The sequence below is a fragment of the Ekhidna sp. genome (genome assembly GCF_964218185.1).
GTDB lineage: Bacteria > Bacteroidota > Bacteroidia > Cytophagales > Cyclobacteriaceae > Ekhidna.
This window is the reverse complement of record NZ_CAXPLV010000007.1, coordinates 187,289-204,112: the sequence shown is the minus strand read 5'-3', so window position 1 is coordinate 204,112 and position 16,824 is coordinate 187,289. Positions and strand designations below refer to the sequence as shown.

General features: G+C 41.9%; 15 protein-coding genes. 1 reads left to right on the top strand and 14 read right to left on the bottom strand.

Annotation, left to right across the window (positions count from 1 at the left end):
• Positions 1-5: 5 nt before the first annotated feature.
• The 9 genes from ACEQZT_RS12445 to ACEQZT_RS12405 are packed head-to-tail and all read right to left on the bottom strand — an operon-like array spanning position 6 to position 8,894.
• Positions 6-818 (bottom strand): enoyl-ACP reductase, encoded by an 813-nt coding sequence (locus ACEQZT_RS12445; protein WP_370089768.1) that lies wholly within the window; start codon positions 816-818, stop codon positions 6-8.
• A 27-nt stretch (positions 819-845) separates the two neighbouring features.
• Positions 846-1,247 carry an endonuclease domain-containing protein gene (locus tag ACEQZT_RS12440; RefSeq protein ID WP_370089767.1) on the bottom strand — a complete coding sequence of 134 codons (402 nt, stop codon included), beginning with the start codon at positions 1,245-1,247 and terminating at the stop codon, positions 846-848.
• A 49-nt stretch (positions 1,248-1,296) separates the two neighbouring features.
• Positions 1,297-2,949, bottom strand: coding sequence for a DNA repair protein RecN (gene recN / locus ACEQZT_RS12435; RefSeq protein WP_370089766.1), 1,653 nt, complete (start codon positions 2,947-2,949; stop codon positions 1,297-1,299).
• A gap of 25 nt (positions 2,950-2,974) precedes the next feature.
• A complete protein-coding gene (locus tag ACEQZT_RS12430) occupies positions 2,975-3,865 on the bottom strand; it encodes a DUF4835 family protein (protein ID WP_370089765.1) in 891 nt (296 codons plus the stop codon).
• Positions 3,866-4,849 (bottom strand): hypothetical protein, encoded by a 984-nt coding sequence (locus ACEQZT_RS12425; protein ID WP_370089764.1) that lies wholly within the window; start codon positions 4,847-4,849, stop codon positions 3,866-3,868.
• On the bottom strand, positions 4,846-6,036 hold the full coding sequence (gene coaBC, locus ACEQZT_RS12420; protein ID WP_370089763.1) for a bifunctional phosphopantothenoylcysteine decarboxylase/phosphopantothenate--cysteine ligase CoaBC: 1,191 nt from the start codon (positions 6,034-6,036) through the stop codon (positions 4,846-4,848). Before coaBC ends, ACEQZT_RS12425 begins: the two co-directional genes overlap by 4 nt.
• A 10-nt stretch (positions 6,037-6,046) precedes the next feature.
• Positions 6,047-6,379, bottom strand: coding sequence for a DNA-directed RNA polymerase subunit omega (locus tag ACEQZT_RS12415; RefSeq protein ID WP_370089762.1), 333 nt, complete (start codon positions 6,377-6,379; stop codon positions 6,047-6,049).
• Positions 6,380-6,387: 8 nt separating this feature from the next.
• Positions 6,388-7,194 (bottom strand): outer membrane protein assembly factor BamD, encoded by an 807-nt coding sequence (locus ACEQZT_RS12410; protein WP_370089761.1) that lies wholly within the window; start codon positions 7,192-7,194, stop codon positions 6,388-6,390.
• 59 nt (positions 7,195-7,253) lie between these two features.
• Positions 7,254-8,894 carry an OstA-like protein gene (locus ACEQZT_RS12405; protein WP_370089760.1) on the bottom strand — a complete coding sequence of 547 codons (1,641 nt, stop codon included), beginning with the start codon at positions 8,892-8,894 and terminating at the stop codon, positions 7,254-7,256.
• Positions 8,895-8,918: 24 nt separating this feature from the next.
• Here ACEQZT_RS12405 and tilS point away from each other — a divergent pair, with 24 nt between their 5' ends.
• A complete protein-coding gene (gene tilS / locus ACEQZT_RS12400) occupies positions 8,919-10,220 on the top strand; it encodes a tRNA lysidine(34) synthetase TilS (RefSeq protein WP_370089759.1) in 1,302 nt (433 codons plus the stop codon).
• A 20-nt stretch (positions 10,221-10,240) separates the two neighbouring features.
• On the opposite strand, the gene ACEQZT_RS12395 is transcribed toward tilS, so the two are convergent.
• From ACEQZT_RS12395 to ACEQZT_RS12375, 5 genes are all read right to left on the bottom strand, one after another.
• On the bottom strand, positions 10,241-12,478 hold the full coding sequence (locus ACEQZT_RS12395; RefSeq protein ID WP_370089758.1) for a SulP family inorganic anion transporter: 2,238 nt from the start codon (positions 12,476-12,478) through the stop codon (positions 10,241-10,243).
• Positions 12,479-12,700: 222 nt separating this feature from the next.
• Entirely contained in the window at positions 12,701-14,428 is a 1,728-nt protein-coding gene (locus tag ACEQZT_RS12390) for an ATP-binding protein (RefSeq protein WP_370089757.1), read from the bottom strand.
• A 19-nt stretch (positions 14,429-14,447) separates the two neighbouring features.
• Positions 14,448-16,166, bottom strand: a complete 1,719-nt coding sequence (locus ACEQZT_RS12385; protein ID WP_370089756.1) for a chitobiase/beta-hexosaminidase C-terminal domain-containing protein — start codon at positions 16,164-16,166, stop codon at positions 14,448-14,450.
• A 136-nt stretch (positions 16,167-16,302) separates the two neighbouring features.
• Complete coding sequence (locus ACEQZT_RS12380; protein WP_370089755.1) at positions 16,303-16,494, bottom strand: YwbE family protein; 192 nt, start codon at positions 16,492-16,494, stop codon at positions 16,303-16,305.
• Positions 16,494-16,733, bottom strand: a complete 240-nt coding sequence (locus tag ACEQZT_RS12375) for a hypothetical protein (protein WP_370089754.1) — start codon at positions 16,731-16,733, stop codon at positions 16,494-16,496. Before ACEQZT_RS12375 ends, ACEQZT_RS12380 begins: the two co-directional genes overlap by 1 nt.
• Positions 16,734-16,824 lie beyond the last annotated feature (91 nt).

Below are 16,824 nucleotides of genomic sequence, written 5' to 3'. Positions count from 1 at the left end.
ACTTGCTACTTACTCAATTCCTCTACCATGGCCTCTGTGATACCCGAAGTAGAGAATCCTCCATCGTGCATCAGGTTCTGCATGGTGACCATACGGGTCAGGTCTGAGAACATGGCGATGCAGTAGTCTGCACAGCTTTCTGCGTCTGCGTTTCCAAGTGGCGACATCTTGTCTGCATAATTGAAGAACACGTCAAAGCCCGGAACTCCAGATCCTGCAGTTGTCATGGTCGGAGACTGAGAGATCGTGTTTACACGTACTTTTTTACTCACTCCAAACCGATAGCCGTAGCTTCGTGCAATTGATTCTAGCAGTGCTTTGGCTTGCGCCATATCTGAATAGTCCGGGAACGTTCGCTGTGCAGCGATGTACGAAAGTCCAAGAATGGATCCCCACTCATTCATAGCATCAAGTTTTTCTGCCGTTTGCATCATTTTGTGAAAAGAAAGTGCCGAAACATCTAGTGTCTTCTGAAACCAGTCGTAGTTCAGGTCACCATAGTTTTTGCCTTTTCTCACGTTAGGGCTCATCCCTATGGAGTGGAGTACAAAGTCAATTTTTCCTCCCAGTACTTCCTGAGATTTGGTAAACAGATTTTCCAGGTCTTCCATGGAGGTAGCATCGGCAGGAATAATTTCCGCATTGCACTGCTCGCCAAGTTTGTTGATCTCACCCATACGCATAGCGATAGGGGCGTTGGTCAATGTAAACGTGGCTCCTTGCTCATGTGCTTTTTCAGCGACTTTCCAGGCGATAGAGTTTTGATCCAATGCGCCAGAGATGATACCTCTTTTTCCTTTCAGTAGATTATGTGACATAGTATTTGATTTCGGTTTATTTAACTCTTACTCCCCCTTACCAAAGGGGGCTGGGGGGTTGTTCTTTTCTTCTAATTCTAAAATAAAACTTTCAATAGTTCTCAAGACATTGACCATATTGTGTTTCACGTCTAGGTCATCAAATCGCAAGAAGTGAATGCCAAGTTTTTCAATTTCCCTTTGTCGCTCAATATCCGCCTTGTATGCTTCCGCATGATGATGTGAATCGCCATCAATCTCGATTACCAGTTTAAGTTTACTGCAAAAGAAATCAACAATGTAATTAAGTATGGGTTTTTGACGCATAAATTGATAGCCATACATCTTTTTCGCTTTCAATTCATTCCACAATAGCACCTCAGATAATGTGCTGTTGTTTCTAAGTTGACGAGAGAGGTCTTTGAGTTTTGGGTTGTAGTGGATTTTCATTCCGGTGTAAATATAACAACCCCCTAACCCCCTTTATTAAGGGGGAATTTTAAAGCCTCAACAATTCCTTAGCACTCTCCAATGCAGAAGCACCGGGATTCTCGCCACCAATCATCTTGGCAATTTCAGTGATGCGATCCTGATCGGCAAGTCGCTTGATGCGGCTCACTGAGCGATCTGAGCTGTGATCTTTGTACACGTAATAGTGTGCATCCCCACCGGCAGCAAACTGTGGCAGGTGACTGATGCTAATGACCTGGTGATTTTTTGCCATGTGCTTCATCATCCGGATCATCTGAAGTGCAACTTCACCGGATACTCCTGTGTCAATCTCATCAAAAATGATGGTTGGCATGGCTGTCTTATCCGCTATCAGGTATTTCACTGCAAAGATCAATCGGGAAAATTCTCCGCCTGAGGCTACCTCTTTGAGCTCTTGAGGCTTGATTCCTTTATTGGCGCTAAACAGCATCTCGATGGTATCCAGGCCATTTGAAGATGGATCTGAGGGATTTACCTTTATCTCCACTGTACCGTTTTCAATCCCAATCTGATGAATTATTTTTTCAATCTCATCGGCAAAGTTGAGTGCGGAAAGCTTTCGTGATTCGGTCAGCTTTGATCCACGCTCAAGCATCTCTTCTTCAGCTGCACTCAGGTCTGTTTTTGCCTTGGCAATATCTGCATCTAAGTTAGCTACCTGGCCAAGGCTCTGATCCAGCTCTTCTCGAATGGAGATTAACTCTGAAACAGTGAGCACATTGTGCTTTTTTTGAAGGCGGTACAATAGATCCAGGCGATCTTTCAGTTCCTGAATCTTTTCCGGGTCGTGCTCCACTTTGTCCTGCACTCGCTGCATCTCATTATTGATGTCCGAAAGCTCTATCGTTGCACTCTCTATTCGATCGCTGAGTTCTTCCAGTTCTTTTGAAAAGGAGGCGATGGAGTGTATGAGCGATTTCGATTCAGTCAATTGCTGAATCACTGCAACCTCGGACTCATCCAGCAAATGAATGATCTGTGAGAGTTTCAGCTTAATATCTTCGGCATTTTCCAGGACTTCCAATTCACTCTCTAGCTCTTCCTGATTAAGGCTGTTGAGATCAGTTTCCACTAGTTCATTCAGCAGAAATTGTCTGTAGTCCGCATCTTCGGCACTTTGAGATGCTAATGACTCCAGTTTTTGAAGATGCTTTCTGGCTTGATCGTAGGCTTTATAGGATTGTTTATAGGCACTGATCAGTTCAGGGTGTGCCGCAAATGCATCTAGTACATTTAGTTGGTAGGTGTTGTTCCCAAGCTGCAATGACTCATGTTGTGAGTGCACGTCCATCAGCTTCTCACCAATAGCTTTTAGAGCATTGAGATTCGTTGGAGTATCATTGACAAAAGCTCTGGACTTTCCGGAGGGGCTTATCTCCCTTCGGATCACACATTCCGATTCATAATCAAGGTCTTCCTGTTCGAAGATTTTTTGAAGCGAGTAGGGCGAAATATCAAAAACTCCCTCTACGATGCATTTTTGATTTTCGTCAAGCAAGACTTTAGTGTCTGCACGCTTCCCCAGCAGCAAGCCCACAGCTCCCAGCATGATTGATTTACCGGCTCCCGTTTCTCCGGTAATGATATTTAACCGAGCGGAGGGAGACATTTCCAAATCCTGGATGAGTGCGTAGTTCTTTATCTGGAGCGACTTGATCATAAATGGGTCACAAAGATATCAGAGACTACTCAATCAGCGACTTATATTCATCGGTTCTTGATGGGTCTAAATTGTTGAGCAGGTTGTATGCCTGTCGCCGGGTAGCCAGGTTGGATTGTGAGAAGATTTGCTGTAATTCTCCTGACTTGGCATCCATGAAGGTGATAGTCAAAATTGATCTTGGACGCGCTCTGTTTGCTTTTTGTATTTCTCCCAAAGCAGCCAGGATATTTTTTTCTGCTTGCTCCCGATCCTCTGCCATGATGTCTAGTCCATTTCTGTGGTAGGTATAAAGCGCTTTTCTGATTGGTTCCAGCTGAGGATTTTGCACATTCTCTACCAGCCAGTACCTGTTTCGTACACTATTGAATTGCTGCCACCCGGAATAGTTGGTCTGCTGTGCATTATTCACCACCTTAAAAGCATTCTGAAAGTGGGGAGTACCGCCAAGCTCCGAAAAGGTGTCGTAATCAAATCCAATGATCATGTAGGCATAATAAGCTAGCATGGAGGTGATGTTGCTATTGAAGGTGTTTTCATTGAACCGCAAAGGTTGAGACTGTAGGTACTCAAACTCCCAATCACGATCAGCAAAATTCATGATGACAGATTCATAACTGGTGCCGTAAACGGGGCGGCTTGAAAGTATCTGAACGGATGCCTTGAACACACCGATACTTGGCATTTCGGAGATTGTAAGCACCAGGTTGCAGTTGATCACCTCTTCTTCGTCAAAGTCATCACCTGTCCATCTGGTTGTATTTAGAAACTGAGCAAACTCGGTTTCCATTTCGGAGAACACCGCCCGCTCTGTTGTTTGAACCTGCTGTGCGTTGACAATGACACGACAGTTAAGCTCCTGACAAGGCGCAACTATTGCTAGAGAGATGGCCAATACAAATAATAATACCTTCATTTAATTTTCTTTAATCCACTTATACCAGTCTTGTGCAACCTTATCCCACGGGTTGATGCTGTAATCTACATTTCCATCATTGTCAATTGGAAAAAAATTATGATTTGTTCCGGTATATTCCCAAAATCGAATATGTTGCTTTCCACTTTTTAATGCCTCTATATGAAGCAGATCAATATAAGGAGTAACATTATCTCTACTCCCGTACGATACCAAAATAGGAATATTAAGATTAAGGATAGTTTGATTTGTTGACTTGTTGTTTGAAGTAATTGACTTGAATGAATCACCGCCTAGCTCACTAAAATCATCGTCAGAGTTCTGTAAGGCCTGAGCGTAGTACTCAAATATACGCGGGGTTTTAGGAACTGTGTCCTCATCTGCTCTGACAGAACCAATGGTATTAAGTATTCTTCCGTAAGGATTACCCCCAGAAAAGATGAGGTGACTAACACTCTTATTGGAGGCTGCCACATCAACAGCAATGTGACTACCCTGAGAGTGTCCAGCTACCACCAGAGTAGTCGATGAAACCCAATCTTCTTTGAGAAGTTGACCTATTGCTGTATTGATTTGATCGGTGTAGTATTCGATAAAGTCACTTTGAAGGAATTTTTTGGGAATATTACCCTCACTGTCTCTAAACACATAATTATCATCTAACTGGCTTTGGTTGGCAATTGCCGGAATAAACGGTTTTGAGACAAGAACTATGTGGTAATCCTTTAAGATGCTGTCGTTTCTGAATGGTAAGGCGACTAACTTAAATGTTTCATCTTCACTAAGAACCAGAGGTCTGCCTAAACTACCTTGAAGAAAAACAAATAGCGGTTTAGTAATGTCTGTTTCTTCTGGAAAGCTCTGTACCAAAACCTCAACAGGGTCGCTGTTAAAGTAGAAGGTTTTTAACCTGAAATTCTCAGGAATATTTTGAGCAAACAAAGAAGCTCCCCAGAAAATAATCAATAATCCGGCTAGTCTCATTTAAGTTTTTCAATCACATAGTTGACAATATCCTGCGCCACCTCAACCTTACTTTTCAACTCAAAACTTTGCTCATTATTGTCTTTATCAAAGAACGTCACTTTGTTGGTATCTTGCTTGAATCCAGCTCCCTGATCGTTGAGAGAATTGAGGACGATGAGGTCAAAATTTTTCTTTTTGAGCTTCTCTTTGGCATTAACGGCTTCATTGTTGGTCTCCAGGGCAAACCCAACATGAAACTGCTTCTTTTTTTTCTTACCCATCTCTGCAGCTATATCGGGATTTTTAACCAGGTTGACCTGAAGCGTATCTTCTTTCTTTTTGATCTTTTCCTTTGCAGGATTTTCCGGTCGGTAGTCAGAAACTGCAGCTGAGAATACAGCTACATCTGAATTATCATAATGACCCTTCACTTCATTCAGCATCTCAAGAGCTGAATTTACCTTGATGACTTTTCCGTGGTTGGGTAGGTGAGCGGCTGGCCCAGATACCATGATTATCTCTGCACCAGCATTTCGGAAAGCATCCGCGATGGCAGTTCCCATCTTACCTGAAGAGTGATTGCCAATAAACCGCACCGGGTCGATCGCTTCAAAGGTAGGGCCAGAGGTGATTAGAATCTTCTTTCCTTTTAAGGCTTCTGAATTAGCGAACTTTTTTTTTATAATCTCCAGAAGTTCTTCTGGCTCTGCCATGCGTCCTTGTCCGGAAAGACCACTGGCTAGCTCTCCGTCACGCGCCTCGATCACTTCATTACCAAATGATTGCAGCTTCTTTAAGTTTTGCTGAGTGGTTGGGTGCTGGTACATATCCAGATCCATGGCTGGTGCCACCATCACCGGGCACTTGGCCGAGAGGTAGGTTGCAAGCAACAAGTTGTCGCAAATGCCATTGGCCATTTTTCCCAAGGTATTGGCACTCAGAGGTGCAATGAGTATGAGATCCGCCCACATGCCCAGCTCTACATGGTTGTGCCACTCTCCACTTTTCTCATCGAAATAGTCTGAATGTACCGGGTGCTTGGATAGGGTGGCCAAAGTAAGAGGAGTGATGAAGTCTTTGGCGCTTTCGGTCATGATGACCTTTACTTCAGCGCCTTCCTTTACCAAAAGGCGCACAAAAAAAGCGGTTTTATAGGCCGCTATTGACCCACAAACCGCTAATAGTATTTTTTTACCCGCCAACATGGCGACTAATTTATGCTAAATCCGAACGAGACTCGTCTTCTTCTTCAGGTAATCTGAAATTAAGTTCACCGTTTAGGAATTCTTCCACAGCCGTAGTTGTAGGCTTAGGCATTCTTTCGTAGAATTTTGAAATTTCTATTTGCTCTCTGTTTTCGAAGATTTCTTCCAGATTGTCAACAGAAGAAGCAAATTCAGCAAGTTTAGCGTTAAGCTCTTCCTTTTGATTTGCGCTGATTTGTCTTGCGCGCTTTGCGATGATCACCAAAGATTCGTAAAGGTTACCGGTTGGCTCTAGAATGTCTTGGTTGTCGCGTGTAATAAGTGAAGAAGTCATATGCTGCATCGTCATTTTTAATTTGAATCGGCAAATTTAGTTATTTCTTCGATGCTATTTGCATAAATTTTCTCTGCATCTTTTAAAAATTTGCTATTCGGGTATTTATCTATGAAAGCCAGGTAGTGATCAATAGTGTTTCGGAATCGCTCCTCCTGTTTAGAAGGGATACTTTCTCGAGCCAGATCATAGGAGGTTTCAATCTTCAAATAAGAAACTTCTTCGTTGTAGTGTGAGTCTGGAAAATCGTCAGCAAAGTTGTCATAGACCACAAGGGCTGACTTATATCTTCTCAGCTTGTAATAAAGCTTGCACTGCTCGTATGCCTTTTTTTCGAGCTTTTGCTGCATCACATCAATGATTCTGTCAGCCTCTGTAGCATATTCCGAGCTTGGATAGCGGTTGATGAAGTTTTGCATGGCTGCAGCGGCTTCATAGGTTACCGTTTGATCCAGCTGATAGTCAGGTGATTGCAAATAAAGTGAGTAGGCATGCATATATGCTGCTTCCATTACATACTCAGATCGTCCATAAATTTTTACAAACTCATCGAAATGGTGTGCAGAAAGGATGTATTGTTTTTGGTAATAATAGCTGTAAGCCAGGTAGAAATTGCCAAGCTCCGCCTCTTCGGTTCCTCTGATTATCGGGAGTATGTCTTCTAGCAGGATAATAGTGCGGTGGTAATCCTCATCCTCATAGTAAGCCAGTGCAGCTTCGTATTTTGTCTTCCAATCTCCGCTTTTTTGAATCTTGCGAAATTTGCTGCATCCCACAATGCTGGCAGCTACGATCAGCAAGAAAAGTATTCGAATTTCCCTCATAATTTTTTTATAGGTCGGCAAAACTAAGGACTTATGCCTTAAACGGAAACATGGTGAAGTTATTCGTCTCCTTCTTTAAGAGATTTTAACATTTCTCGCTTGTTTTTAGTAGGCCCTTCCAGTTTGATTTTTTCACTCGGGATTAGTTTGACCTTATCCTTATTTTGATTTTGATTTTGAGGTTTTTCGCTACTCGTTATCAAATCTTCAAGCTCTGGACGCAAATCACCTTTCCATTCAAATCCACCGAGTTTTTGTACATCGGGAGTGAGTTCGTGAGGAGGGATAAATCTGGCTTCCGGTTTGATGTAAAATGAGATGTTGTCGAGCTTCTCATTTTTAAAGCGTATGGTCATATCACTGCATAAGATTCGATTCATTCCCATGGTTATGATATTGGCCGGGTCTTCGTCATCGAGCACGTAATAGATGCTTTCACCATTCCCATTTACATAGATCCTATCAATTTTGGATTTCTTGAAATGAGCCTGCATGGTTCTACCCTTGATTTGGTTGTAATTTTTGAGAGTATCTTCTGTCGATAGAAAAGCTTTCTGACGTAGTGCCATGGACTTGATTTCTTTCTCGGTGACTTCCATCACGATCGTGTCACCTTCGAGCTGATTCTTCAAATTCCAGAAGATGGGATCTTCATAGAAGTACAGCAACGAATCTTTTAGAAAATAAGAGGCAGAGTCCGCCAGCCCCTGAAGGTTTCTTTTCCAAATGCGCACATTGTGGTAGGCCAGTATTCGCTTCACCGAATCGTATTTACTCTCTATTGAAACCAATGTGTCAGCCGCCAGGTACAGGGTGTCTTTCTCGAGAAAGCGTTTCATCAGAGCATTGCCATAAACCTTACTGATTCCATTCGCTTTATCTGAATATCCCTCATCTCCAGTGATTACGATATCCTCGTTTTTGGCGGTAAGCTTCACATTGCCAGTAGCATCATAATATTTTTTGAGATCGTCGAAAAAGAGTTCGTCACCCTCCATGTAATAATCGATCGTCTCCACCGTGCCGCTGATAAATTCTGACTGCTCTATTTTAGTTCTGAAAGTTCCTCCTTTTGCATGAAGGATGGATTCGTCCTCAGTAATGATGGTGGTCTTGCCTTCGGTTATCGCAATTTTTGGAACGGTATTGTACCTAAGCGTATCAGCCTTTAGCGTGTAGTCCGGTGCTATAAGAACCACGTCCCTATAGAACAGGGCATACTTCTGAAGGCCATAATAGTAGCCGGTTTTGCTGGTGAGTACGTTTGTGGAATCCTTCAGCTTTCCTCCATTGAAATAGTTGCCTACTTCCGTATCCATGTTGTAGTCCAAAAACTCTGTGGTAAGTCGCTGCTCTCCTTTGGTGTACACCACATTCTCTCTCAATTTGGCCGTTCTGTCCTGGCCATTGTAGATTAACTTTCTGGAGGTAATCGTCACGGAATCATCTACAATTCTGACATGCCCAAAGGCCTCCATGGTGTTGTTTTCCACATAATAATATGAGCTGTCGCAATACATGGTGGAGGTTTCCTGAGCAAACACCACATTGCCTATTAGACGTCTGATTTTTTTTCCGTTTTTTCGAAATTCAAATAAATCGTCAGCTTTGTATTTGATCCGATCACCTTTTTGGGCGTATGCCCCGGCAGTTGAGAGGAGAATTATAAAAACAAAAGTGGTTTGGACTAACTTCCGCATCCGGCAAAATTAACAGATCAAGTCGTGCATTCTTTACAAAAACAGTTCCATGATTACATTCATTCCAATGATTTGGTGAGGAAGGGTGAAAAAATCCTGCTGGCTGTGAGTGGTGGGCTGGATTCTATGGTGATGGCCAACTTGTTTATGGGAGAAAAAATCAATGTGTCTATTGCTCATTGCAACTATCAGCTAAGAGGAGAGGAGTCTGACGGAGACGAAGCTTTTGTGATGAAATGGGCCGATCAGCGTGGGATCAATTGCTTTGTTAAGTCCTTTGAGTTAGGGGATGGATCGATTCAACTGGAGGCACGTAACGCACGTTATCAGTGGTTTGGTGAGTTAATAGCAGAGCACAAACTTGATAGGATTGCAACAGCCCATCACCTGAATGATTCACTTGAGACTGTGCTGATCAACTTGTCTCGTGGAACCGGAATTAAAGGTGTGTCCGGTATTTCAGGTAAGAATGATAACGTTATCCGACCATTGCTTTTTGCCAGTAAAGAGGAGCTGCATTCATACGCTATGGATTTGGGGCTGGAATGGAGGGAGGATTCCAGCAATAGCAAAACAGACTATGACCGGAATCTGATTAGACATGAAGTGATTCCTGAGTTGAAGAAGCTTAATCCTTCGTTACTAAGGACTTTCGTGAGTACAGCTGAGCGCCTGAGTTATGCTTCTCAGATTGTACAAAGAAGGTTAGCAGAAATAGAAGCTCAATATCTGAAAAAGAATGGAAATGGCTGGAAAATCGAGCTGGACTGGATATCTGACCCCTCGGATGAGTTGATTTTGGCAGAGATGCTTGCTTCGTTCGGAGTGAACTATGCAACAGCCAAAGAGGTCTTTGAGGCCAGAGGTAAATCGGGTAAAAGCTTTCCGGTCGGAGAATGGTTCATCACTATGGATCGCTCCACCTTATTCATTGATCCTGACAAATCGGTTTCCAATGACGAACTAATGATTGATAAGGAAGGCACCTACAATTTTGGTGACTCTACTATCGAAATTTCAAGAATTGGAAAAGGTGACATTCAATTCACTTCCAATGATGAAGCGTATTTTGACTTAAGTAAGCTCAACTTTCCACTATGCATCCGTGGCTGGAAGGAGGGCGATCGGATTCAACCATTGGGAATGAATGGAACAAAGAAGGTGAGCGATATTCTTATTGATGAAAAGGTGTCGGTTAGTCAAAAGAGAAAAGTTCTGGTGGTTGAATCATCTGGGATAATCTCATGGGTTGTAGGTTACAGAGTCTCTGATCAGTTTAAGATCACCGAAAAGACAACTGAGGTTCTAAAGATTAGTGTTAAGTAATTTTTTTCTGGACCTCATGTCTAAACCAGCTCAGACGTTTTTGCATCCAAGAGAGTGGCCAACGCTTTTCCATAATCTATAAACGCAAGCGTTTCATCAGTCCGTGCCAGTTTAATTTTATTAAAAATGAGTAGTGCCTCACCATTGCTTTCTAAATGATACGTTTGATGATTTTCGAAAAATCGAATGATGTCATCGGTGAAAAATGACCGAATCTCTGGTTCATTATTCCCCATAAGAAGGAATTTCTTAGAAAAATCAGGATAGATCTCAAAATCAATGTCTTTATAGCCCGTCAAAGCAATCACACGGTCAAATATTCTTTCAAATACTCCTTCCTTATCCAACGTGAAAACGGGGATTTTTTTATTCAACTTTAAGACCATAAGCGTTGTATTGAACGTCTCGGCTGTAAAAGCCTGGCCTTCATTGAAGGTTACATCGGCAATTTCCCAGGACACATTCAGATCTTCGTAGGTTCCTCTGAGCGTATTGGATTTTCCTTCAATAGGTCTGATTTCAAAAAAGTGGAATTTTTTCAGATAAACCGTATTCCAGTCCATTTGACTGTTGTATTGATAATCATACTTAGTAGCTAAGTTTCTTAAACGTTTTTGTCTTTGCGACAATTTAGCGGAGCTGGTCAAGCTAATTTTTAGAGCTCTATTATATCCGGAGGAAGAAACATGTGAATCCAATCCTGTAATAAAGACATTGCCTCCCGTCTCCCTTTGCATCTTTAGGAATTCCACCAGATAGTCCATATAGGTCATGCCTACCAATCTTGTTTCAGACAAATCAATATTGACGTCTGCTCCGGCTGGAATTTGAGCCACTAGTTTGTCGATTTTTAAGATGCCTAAGAAATTCGCAACCCCTCTGATTTTTAAGTCGAAACCTCCGTCCGGTCGCTGTATCAATTTTGTGCGCGAACGATAAACCATGTTGAAAAACTCAGGAATGGACAGTCTCGCCAATAGCATATGGGTGGTCAGCGCCAATAATAGTCCGCCAAGTAAACCAACCAATAAATTGGTGTACAGGGTTAAGACCATCGTCCCTACAAAGAACAATAATTGCTCAGTTCCTTGGTCATACGCTTGTTTGAAGACGGCAGGAGAGGCCAGCTTAAATCCGGTATAAACGAGCAAAATAGCAAAAGCACACAGTGGTACTTGAGTCATTATTGGGCTCAATACCACAATAAAAAGAAGTAGCAGCAGACCCTGATACAAATTGGACCACCTGGTCTTCGCACCATTATGGATATTGACCGTGCTTCTTATGATCACAGCAATGATTGGCAAGCCCCCAATTAAACCAGCAGCCATGGTACTCAACCCGATTCCTGTTAAATCCTTATTCAAATCCGTCTTTCGCTTATAAGGATCAATTTTGTCAACCGCTTTCGCAATAGCCAGCGATTCAATACTTGTAATGATCAAAATAGAAAAGACGGTTGTCCAGAATTCAATCGTGTCAATTTTGCTGAAATTCGGGTGCATGATCGAGTCCTTGATTGAATCGGGAATATCCAACAACAGTTGGGGCCCTACCTCATAGGCTTTTCCAAAAAATGAAAGCGTGTGCTCCTCAAAGAAATTGAAGATATAGACAAATGGAATGGAAAGGACGATAACCCACATGGGGGCAGGCAAGAAATTGAAAAACCGGTTGCTGATTTTGGAATGAAATAATAACAGAAGCAAGCCTGCCAAAGAAATCACCACCACGAAAGGATTGGCTTGTGGAAGGAATACTACCGCATCGATGAGGTTTTGTATGATGCTCGGACTATCTGAGTGTGTGCCCAGGGCCACATGGATCTGTTTAGCGAATATGATGATTCCTATGGCTGCCAAAATGCCGTGAATGACGGAAGTATGAAAGATTTCCGCTAACCGACCCAACTTCAATAATCCCAAAACAGCCTGAATGGCACCTGAGACAACTACAGCAGCCAGTATGTAATTAAAGGCCTGGCCTGTACCATCGTCCATCAATGCGATCCCCAAAAGGATCACTCCAATGACACCCTTTGCCGGTCCGTTGATTGATACATGACCACCTCGATAAAAGGTTGTAACCACACCACCCACAACAGCTGAAATGATACCAGCCATGGCAGGTGCCCCTGCTGCCAAAGCAATACCTAATGAAAGGGGTAAAGCAATCAACGCGACGCTTACCGCAGCGATTAAATCACTCTGCCAGTTTTCAATTAACCCTTGAATTCCTTTTTTAGGTACAGTTTCCATTACTCAATAATCCGACGGATCGTAAAATAATAACCGATTCACATAAAGCAGTGAATATTTGTAATTATTAGGAAAGAGTGGGAAGAACTATTGAAAAATTGTTAAATAAAAACGGCCTTGATTCTGTAAATGGATTTGATAAAACGAATAGTGGAATTACCCTTAAAAGCCTATTGTTTTCTTTTGAAATCAATTATATGGCGAGTGAGATATGGACTTCATTTAACTATCCCATTTCGGCAACTCCATATAAAAGGTGGTGCCTTTGCCTTCCTGGCTTTCGAATCGGATGGCTCCATTCATGGCCTCAATGTATTTTTTGGAAATAGACAACCCAAGACCGGTTGATTCCAAATCACCATTTTTCAATGGCCTAAAAGTTTCAAAAAGATATTTTTGATCTTCTTTGGTTATACCCGGACCATGGTCTTTCACAAAAATCTCAAGGCTTTTTCCATTAGAAGCAACCGCTCCTAATTCGATCGTCGAGCCTTTTGGAGAATATTTCACTGCATTGTAAAGGACATTTTCAATGGCTTGTGTTAAGTAAATGCGATCTCCTTTGACGAATGAGTCATTAGGAATATTTCCCAAATCAAAAGAGATGTTTTTTTCTCCGGCGGTTAAGCTTTGCGATTGTGCATTGTCTTCAAGTATAGTTCTCACCGACAGCTTTTCCTGAACCACATTTAGCTTTCTGCTTTCAATAGCTCCGGCATCCAAAATCTTGTGTACCATCTCTCGGTATCCGCTGGAGGATTTTTTTAGCACGCTCACCAGGTGGTTAAAGTCTTCCGGCAATTTGTCTTGATACTGTTCTAATATCTGTGATAAGGAAGTAAGGTCATTGATGGGTTTTTTCAGATCGTGAGCTACCATGCTCATCATCAAATTCTTCTCTTTATTAACAGCTGTGAGCTCTTCGTTTTTGATAGATAGATTGTTACCCTGCCGTTCGATTTCTTCTTTTTGGCGAGTGATCTGATCGTTTTTCTGACTGAGTAGAATATTTTTTTTCCGTTTTTGTCTATACTGAATGTAAAGAACAACCAAGAAAAGAAGTGTCAGGGATGTAATGATGATCAATCCATTCCTGATTAGTCGCTCGTTTTCTAGCTGAGCTTCCTGTTCTCGCAAGGTGACTTCATTTAGCTTGAGCTGAAGTCGCTGACGTTCGGTAATTTCTCTTGCTCTTTGGAGGGAATCAGTCGCTACCTGCAATTTTTGATTGCTACTTTGAAGTTCACGATCCGTAAGTGCTTTTTGATTCGCAATGGCGGCTACTTGCCGTTCGGATTCAGCTTTTACTTTCTTTTCCTGCTCATCTCTGAGAAATCTGTCGACAGTGGAGTACAGGTCAAAATACTCAATTGACTTTTCGGAATCACCTTCTGACTGATAGCTTTCATAAAGGATACCATAACACCTCTTTGTCAAATTGATGTTTTCAAGTTCTTTGGCAATATCTAATGCCTCTAATGCCAGGTTGATGGCTTCCTGGTTTTGGCCCAGGCTCTGACTGACAGAGGCCGCATTGATAAGCCCGGAGAGTACGTGATTTTTCTGATTGAGTTCCTTGGCAAGCACAATTCCATTATTGAAATCGCTAAGTGCTTTTTCGTATTGTTCATTGTCTATCCGAAGGAGCCCAAGATTGTAGTAGGCACTCTTAACGCCGTTTTTGTTATTTACCTTCTGGTTGTATTCAATAGATTTTTCGAAATAGGAAATAGCTTCATCATATTTTCTATTGTCCCAATAGATATAAGCAACTTTCCCACATATCCCCGCAGCATTATCGTACTTGCCTTCATCCAGAGCCACTTTTAGCGCCTGCTCATAGTGAATGAGCTGGCTCTGTGTCTCGGCGCTGAGATCTTGAGATAGACAAGTAAGGGCGGTGAGCAAGAAAGCCACACATAAGAGCATAGCTTTTTTACAAAAGTTCATGTATCAAATTTACAATTGATTAATCAATGTAGAAGCTGATTTCTTCCTGATTTTCATTACCAAGTTTATCAACCACCAGCACATTTATTTTATAAGCTGTATCCTTTCTGAAATTTTCTATCAGGCTTTTGTATGGAAGCATCGGCCCACCATTGATCTGATAGCTGATTTTATCAAGGCCAGCATAGCGATCGGTTGAGGAAAGGAAAAGAACCACATGAGGCGGATAAACTTTGTATTCTTCACCTTCTATCATTTTAGATTTGTTTGAATCGATACTGAATCGATTGAATACTTCAGGGCCACTGTTATCAACAATACACAAGATTGTCTCAGTACTGGAATTCGATAAGTTATCGTATCCATTGTAAGTAACCGCATGAAAACCTTCTTCCTCAATTTTGAATGCCTCGGAATAGGTCACAGCAGATCCATTATCTACCTGATAGTCAATTTCTTTAAACCCTGAGTCCTTATCAGTTCCCCGAAGAGAAATGGCCGTCTCTTTCGATATGTAAACTGTGTCTTTGACCGTGAAAGACGGTCCGGAAAGGTTAAAACTTAGTGATGGCCCTGATAAGTCAACATAGCTCAAAAGATTGTTTTTATCGGAAAATTCTGTCGAACGAACCCGGTTATTCACTTTATCCATTGCCAGTACTTCAATGTTAAGATTTCCGGACTGGGTAAGGTAAAATGGAGCTTCATAAAGTTTAAACTCACCTCCGTTTACCGAATATCGAATTTCTTTTACCCCGGCTTTATTATCCATGGCTACTAGTTTCAGTTTGGTTCTACCGGAATAGTACTCTTTCCCATTTGCGATAAATGTGTTTCCAATGATTTCGTCTATGACGCGTGGTGCAGACTTGTCGAGGTAGAAATTGTATGTCTTCTTTTCTTCATTATTGTCTACCATATCCACTGCGAAATAAGTAATGGTATGCTCTCCTTCACTCAGGCTTGTCATGGAAATTGGCGATGCGTACTCATAGGTTTTTCCGTCATCGATGGTGTAAAAAATCTTCGAAACGTTCGATACCTCATCAGCTGCATCCAGGACAATACTGGATCTTGCTGAAACGATGTTCTCTGAAAGATCTCCATCTACGTTCATTGATGTGGACGGTGCAGTATTATCCACTTGAATAGAGATGCTCTTCATATTTTCCCTGTTGCCCACATTGTCTACTGCATAGTACTTGAATGTGTAGCTTTTTTCGTCCGCAAGAGAAATGGGATTTTCGTATTTCTGAAATGAAGCATTGTCCAGTGAATAGTAAATTGATTCTGTTCCGGAGATTTCATCTTTTGAAGAAAGTGTGATTGTACAGGCTTTTAGAATGATTTTGTCATCCACTTTAGCCCGCTTTTCAGCATCAAACGAAATAGTTGTTATCGGCGGTTTGCTATCAGCGTAAAGCTCGAAAATCACTTCCTCTTTTGGATAGATGGTTTGTTTGGTTTCGGGATCCACTTTCCAGGGTGTTCGGATGGTGTTGTATCCTTCAGAATCCAGATACATGGGACTGCTATACTTAGGATCTTTTCCATCAAGTACCTTGCTGTCCGTGCCGTCAGGGCTGGTAGAGATACTTAGGTATAGTGGGAGGTCTTTGTTTACATAAACCTTTCCATCTTCATTTTTATAAATTTTTTTATTGTGAGTTGGAGTGTCTTGTGCGATCAGACTAAAACAAAAGCATGCGATAATTAACAGGCTTAATACTTTTTTCATGGTTATTTTGGTAATAGTGACAAACTAGTTTCACTAATATATACTCCGAAACAGCCTGTAGAATTAATTATAAGACGGAGCTAAGTAAGCAGTCGATCAATCAGCGAATACAGCGACTAAGAATTTTCAGGTCACTTCAAAAAATCTCTTTTACTCTCCCTACAACCCCGTCCTCCAGCATCACTTTGATGCCATGTGGGTGGGAGGACGATTTAGTTAGAATTCGTTTGACAATCCCTTCTGTCAACTCGCCCGTTCGTTGATGGTGCTTTTGAACGACAGCTACCTCGCTACCAATTTTAATATCACTTCTTTGCGTACCGTCCATCAGGCCTTGAGTCGCATTTGGATAAGTTTGAAGGCTGAGAATACCACCCAAACGAAGTTTACAGCTACGAAAGGAAAGGCTCCATTCATGTATGCATTATAAAGCAGAAGCAAAGAGCCAATCAGATTGAGCATCAAATAGGCATTTGATTCTGCCTGTATTTTTTGAAAGATGTTAAGTGCAAATCCAAAGAGGAGGCAGCCGGCACCCAGCCAGCCGATAAGTTCAAGTATGGACATAGTTTAAAATTAATGAATTGCGAAAGTAGGGCTTTTTAGGGAAGGTGAAGGAGGGTAACGTCTAACTAGCTGGCGTATGCCCACAAGTTGT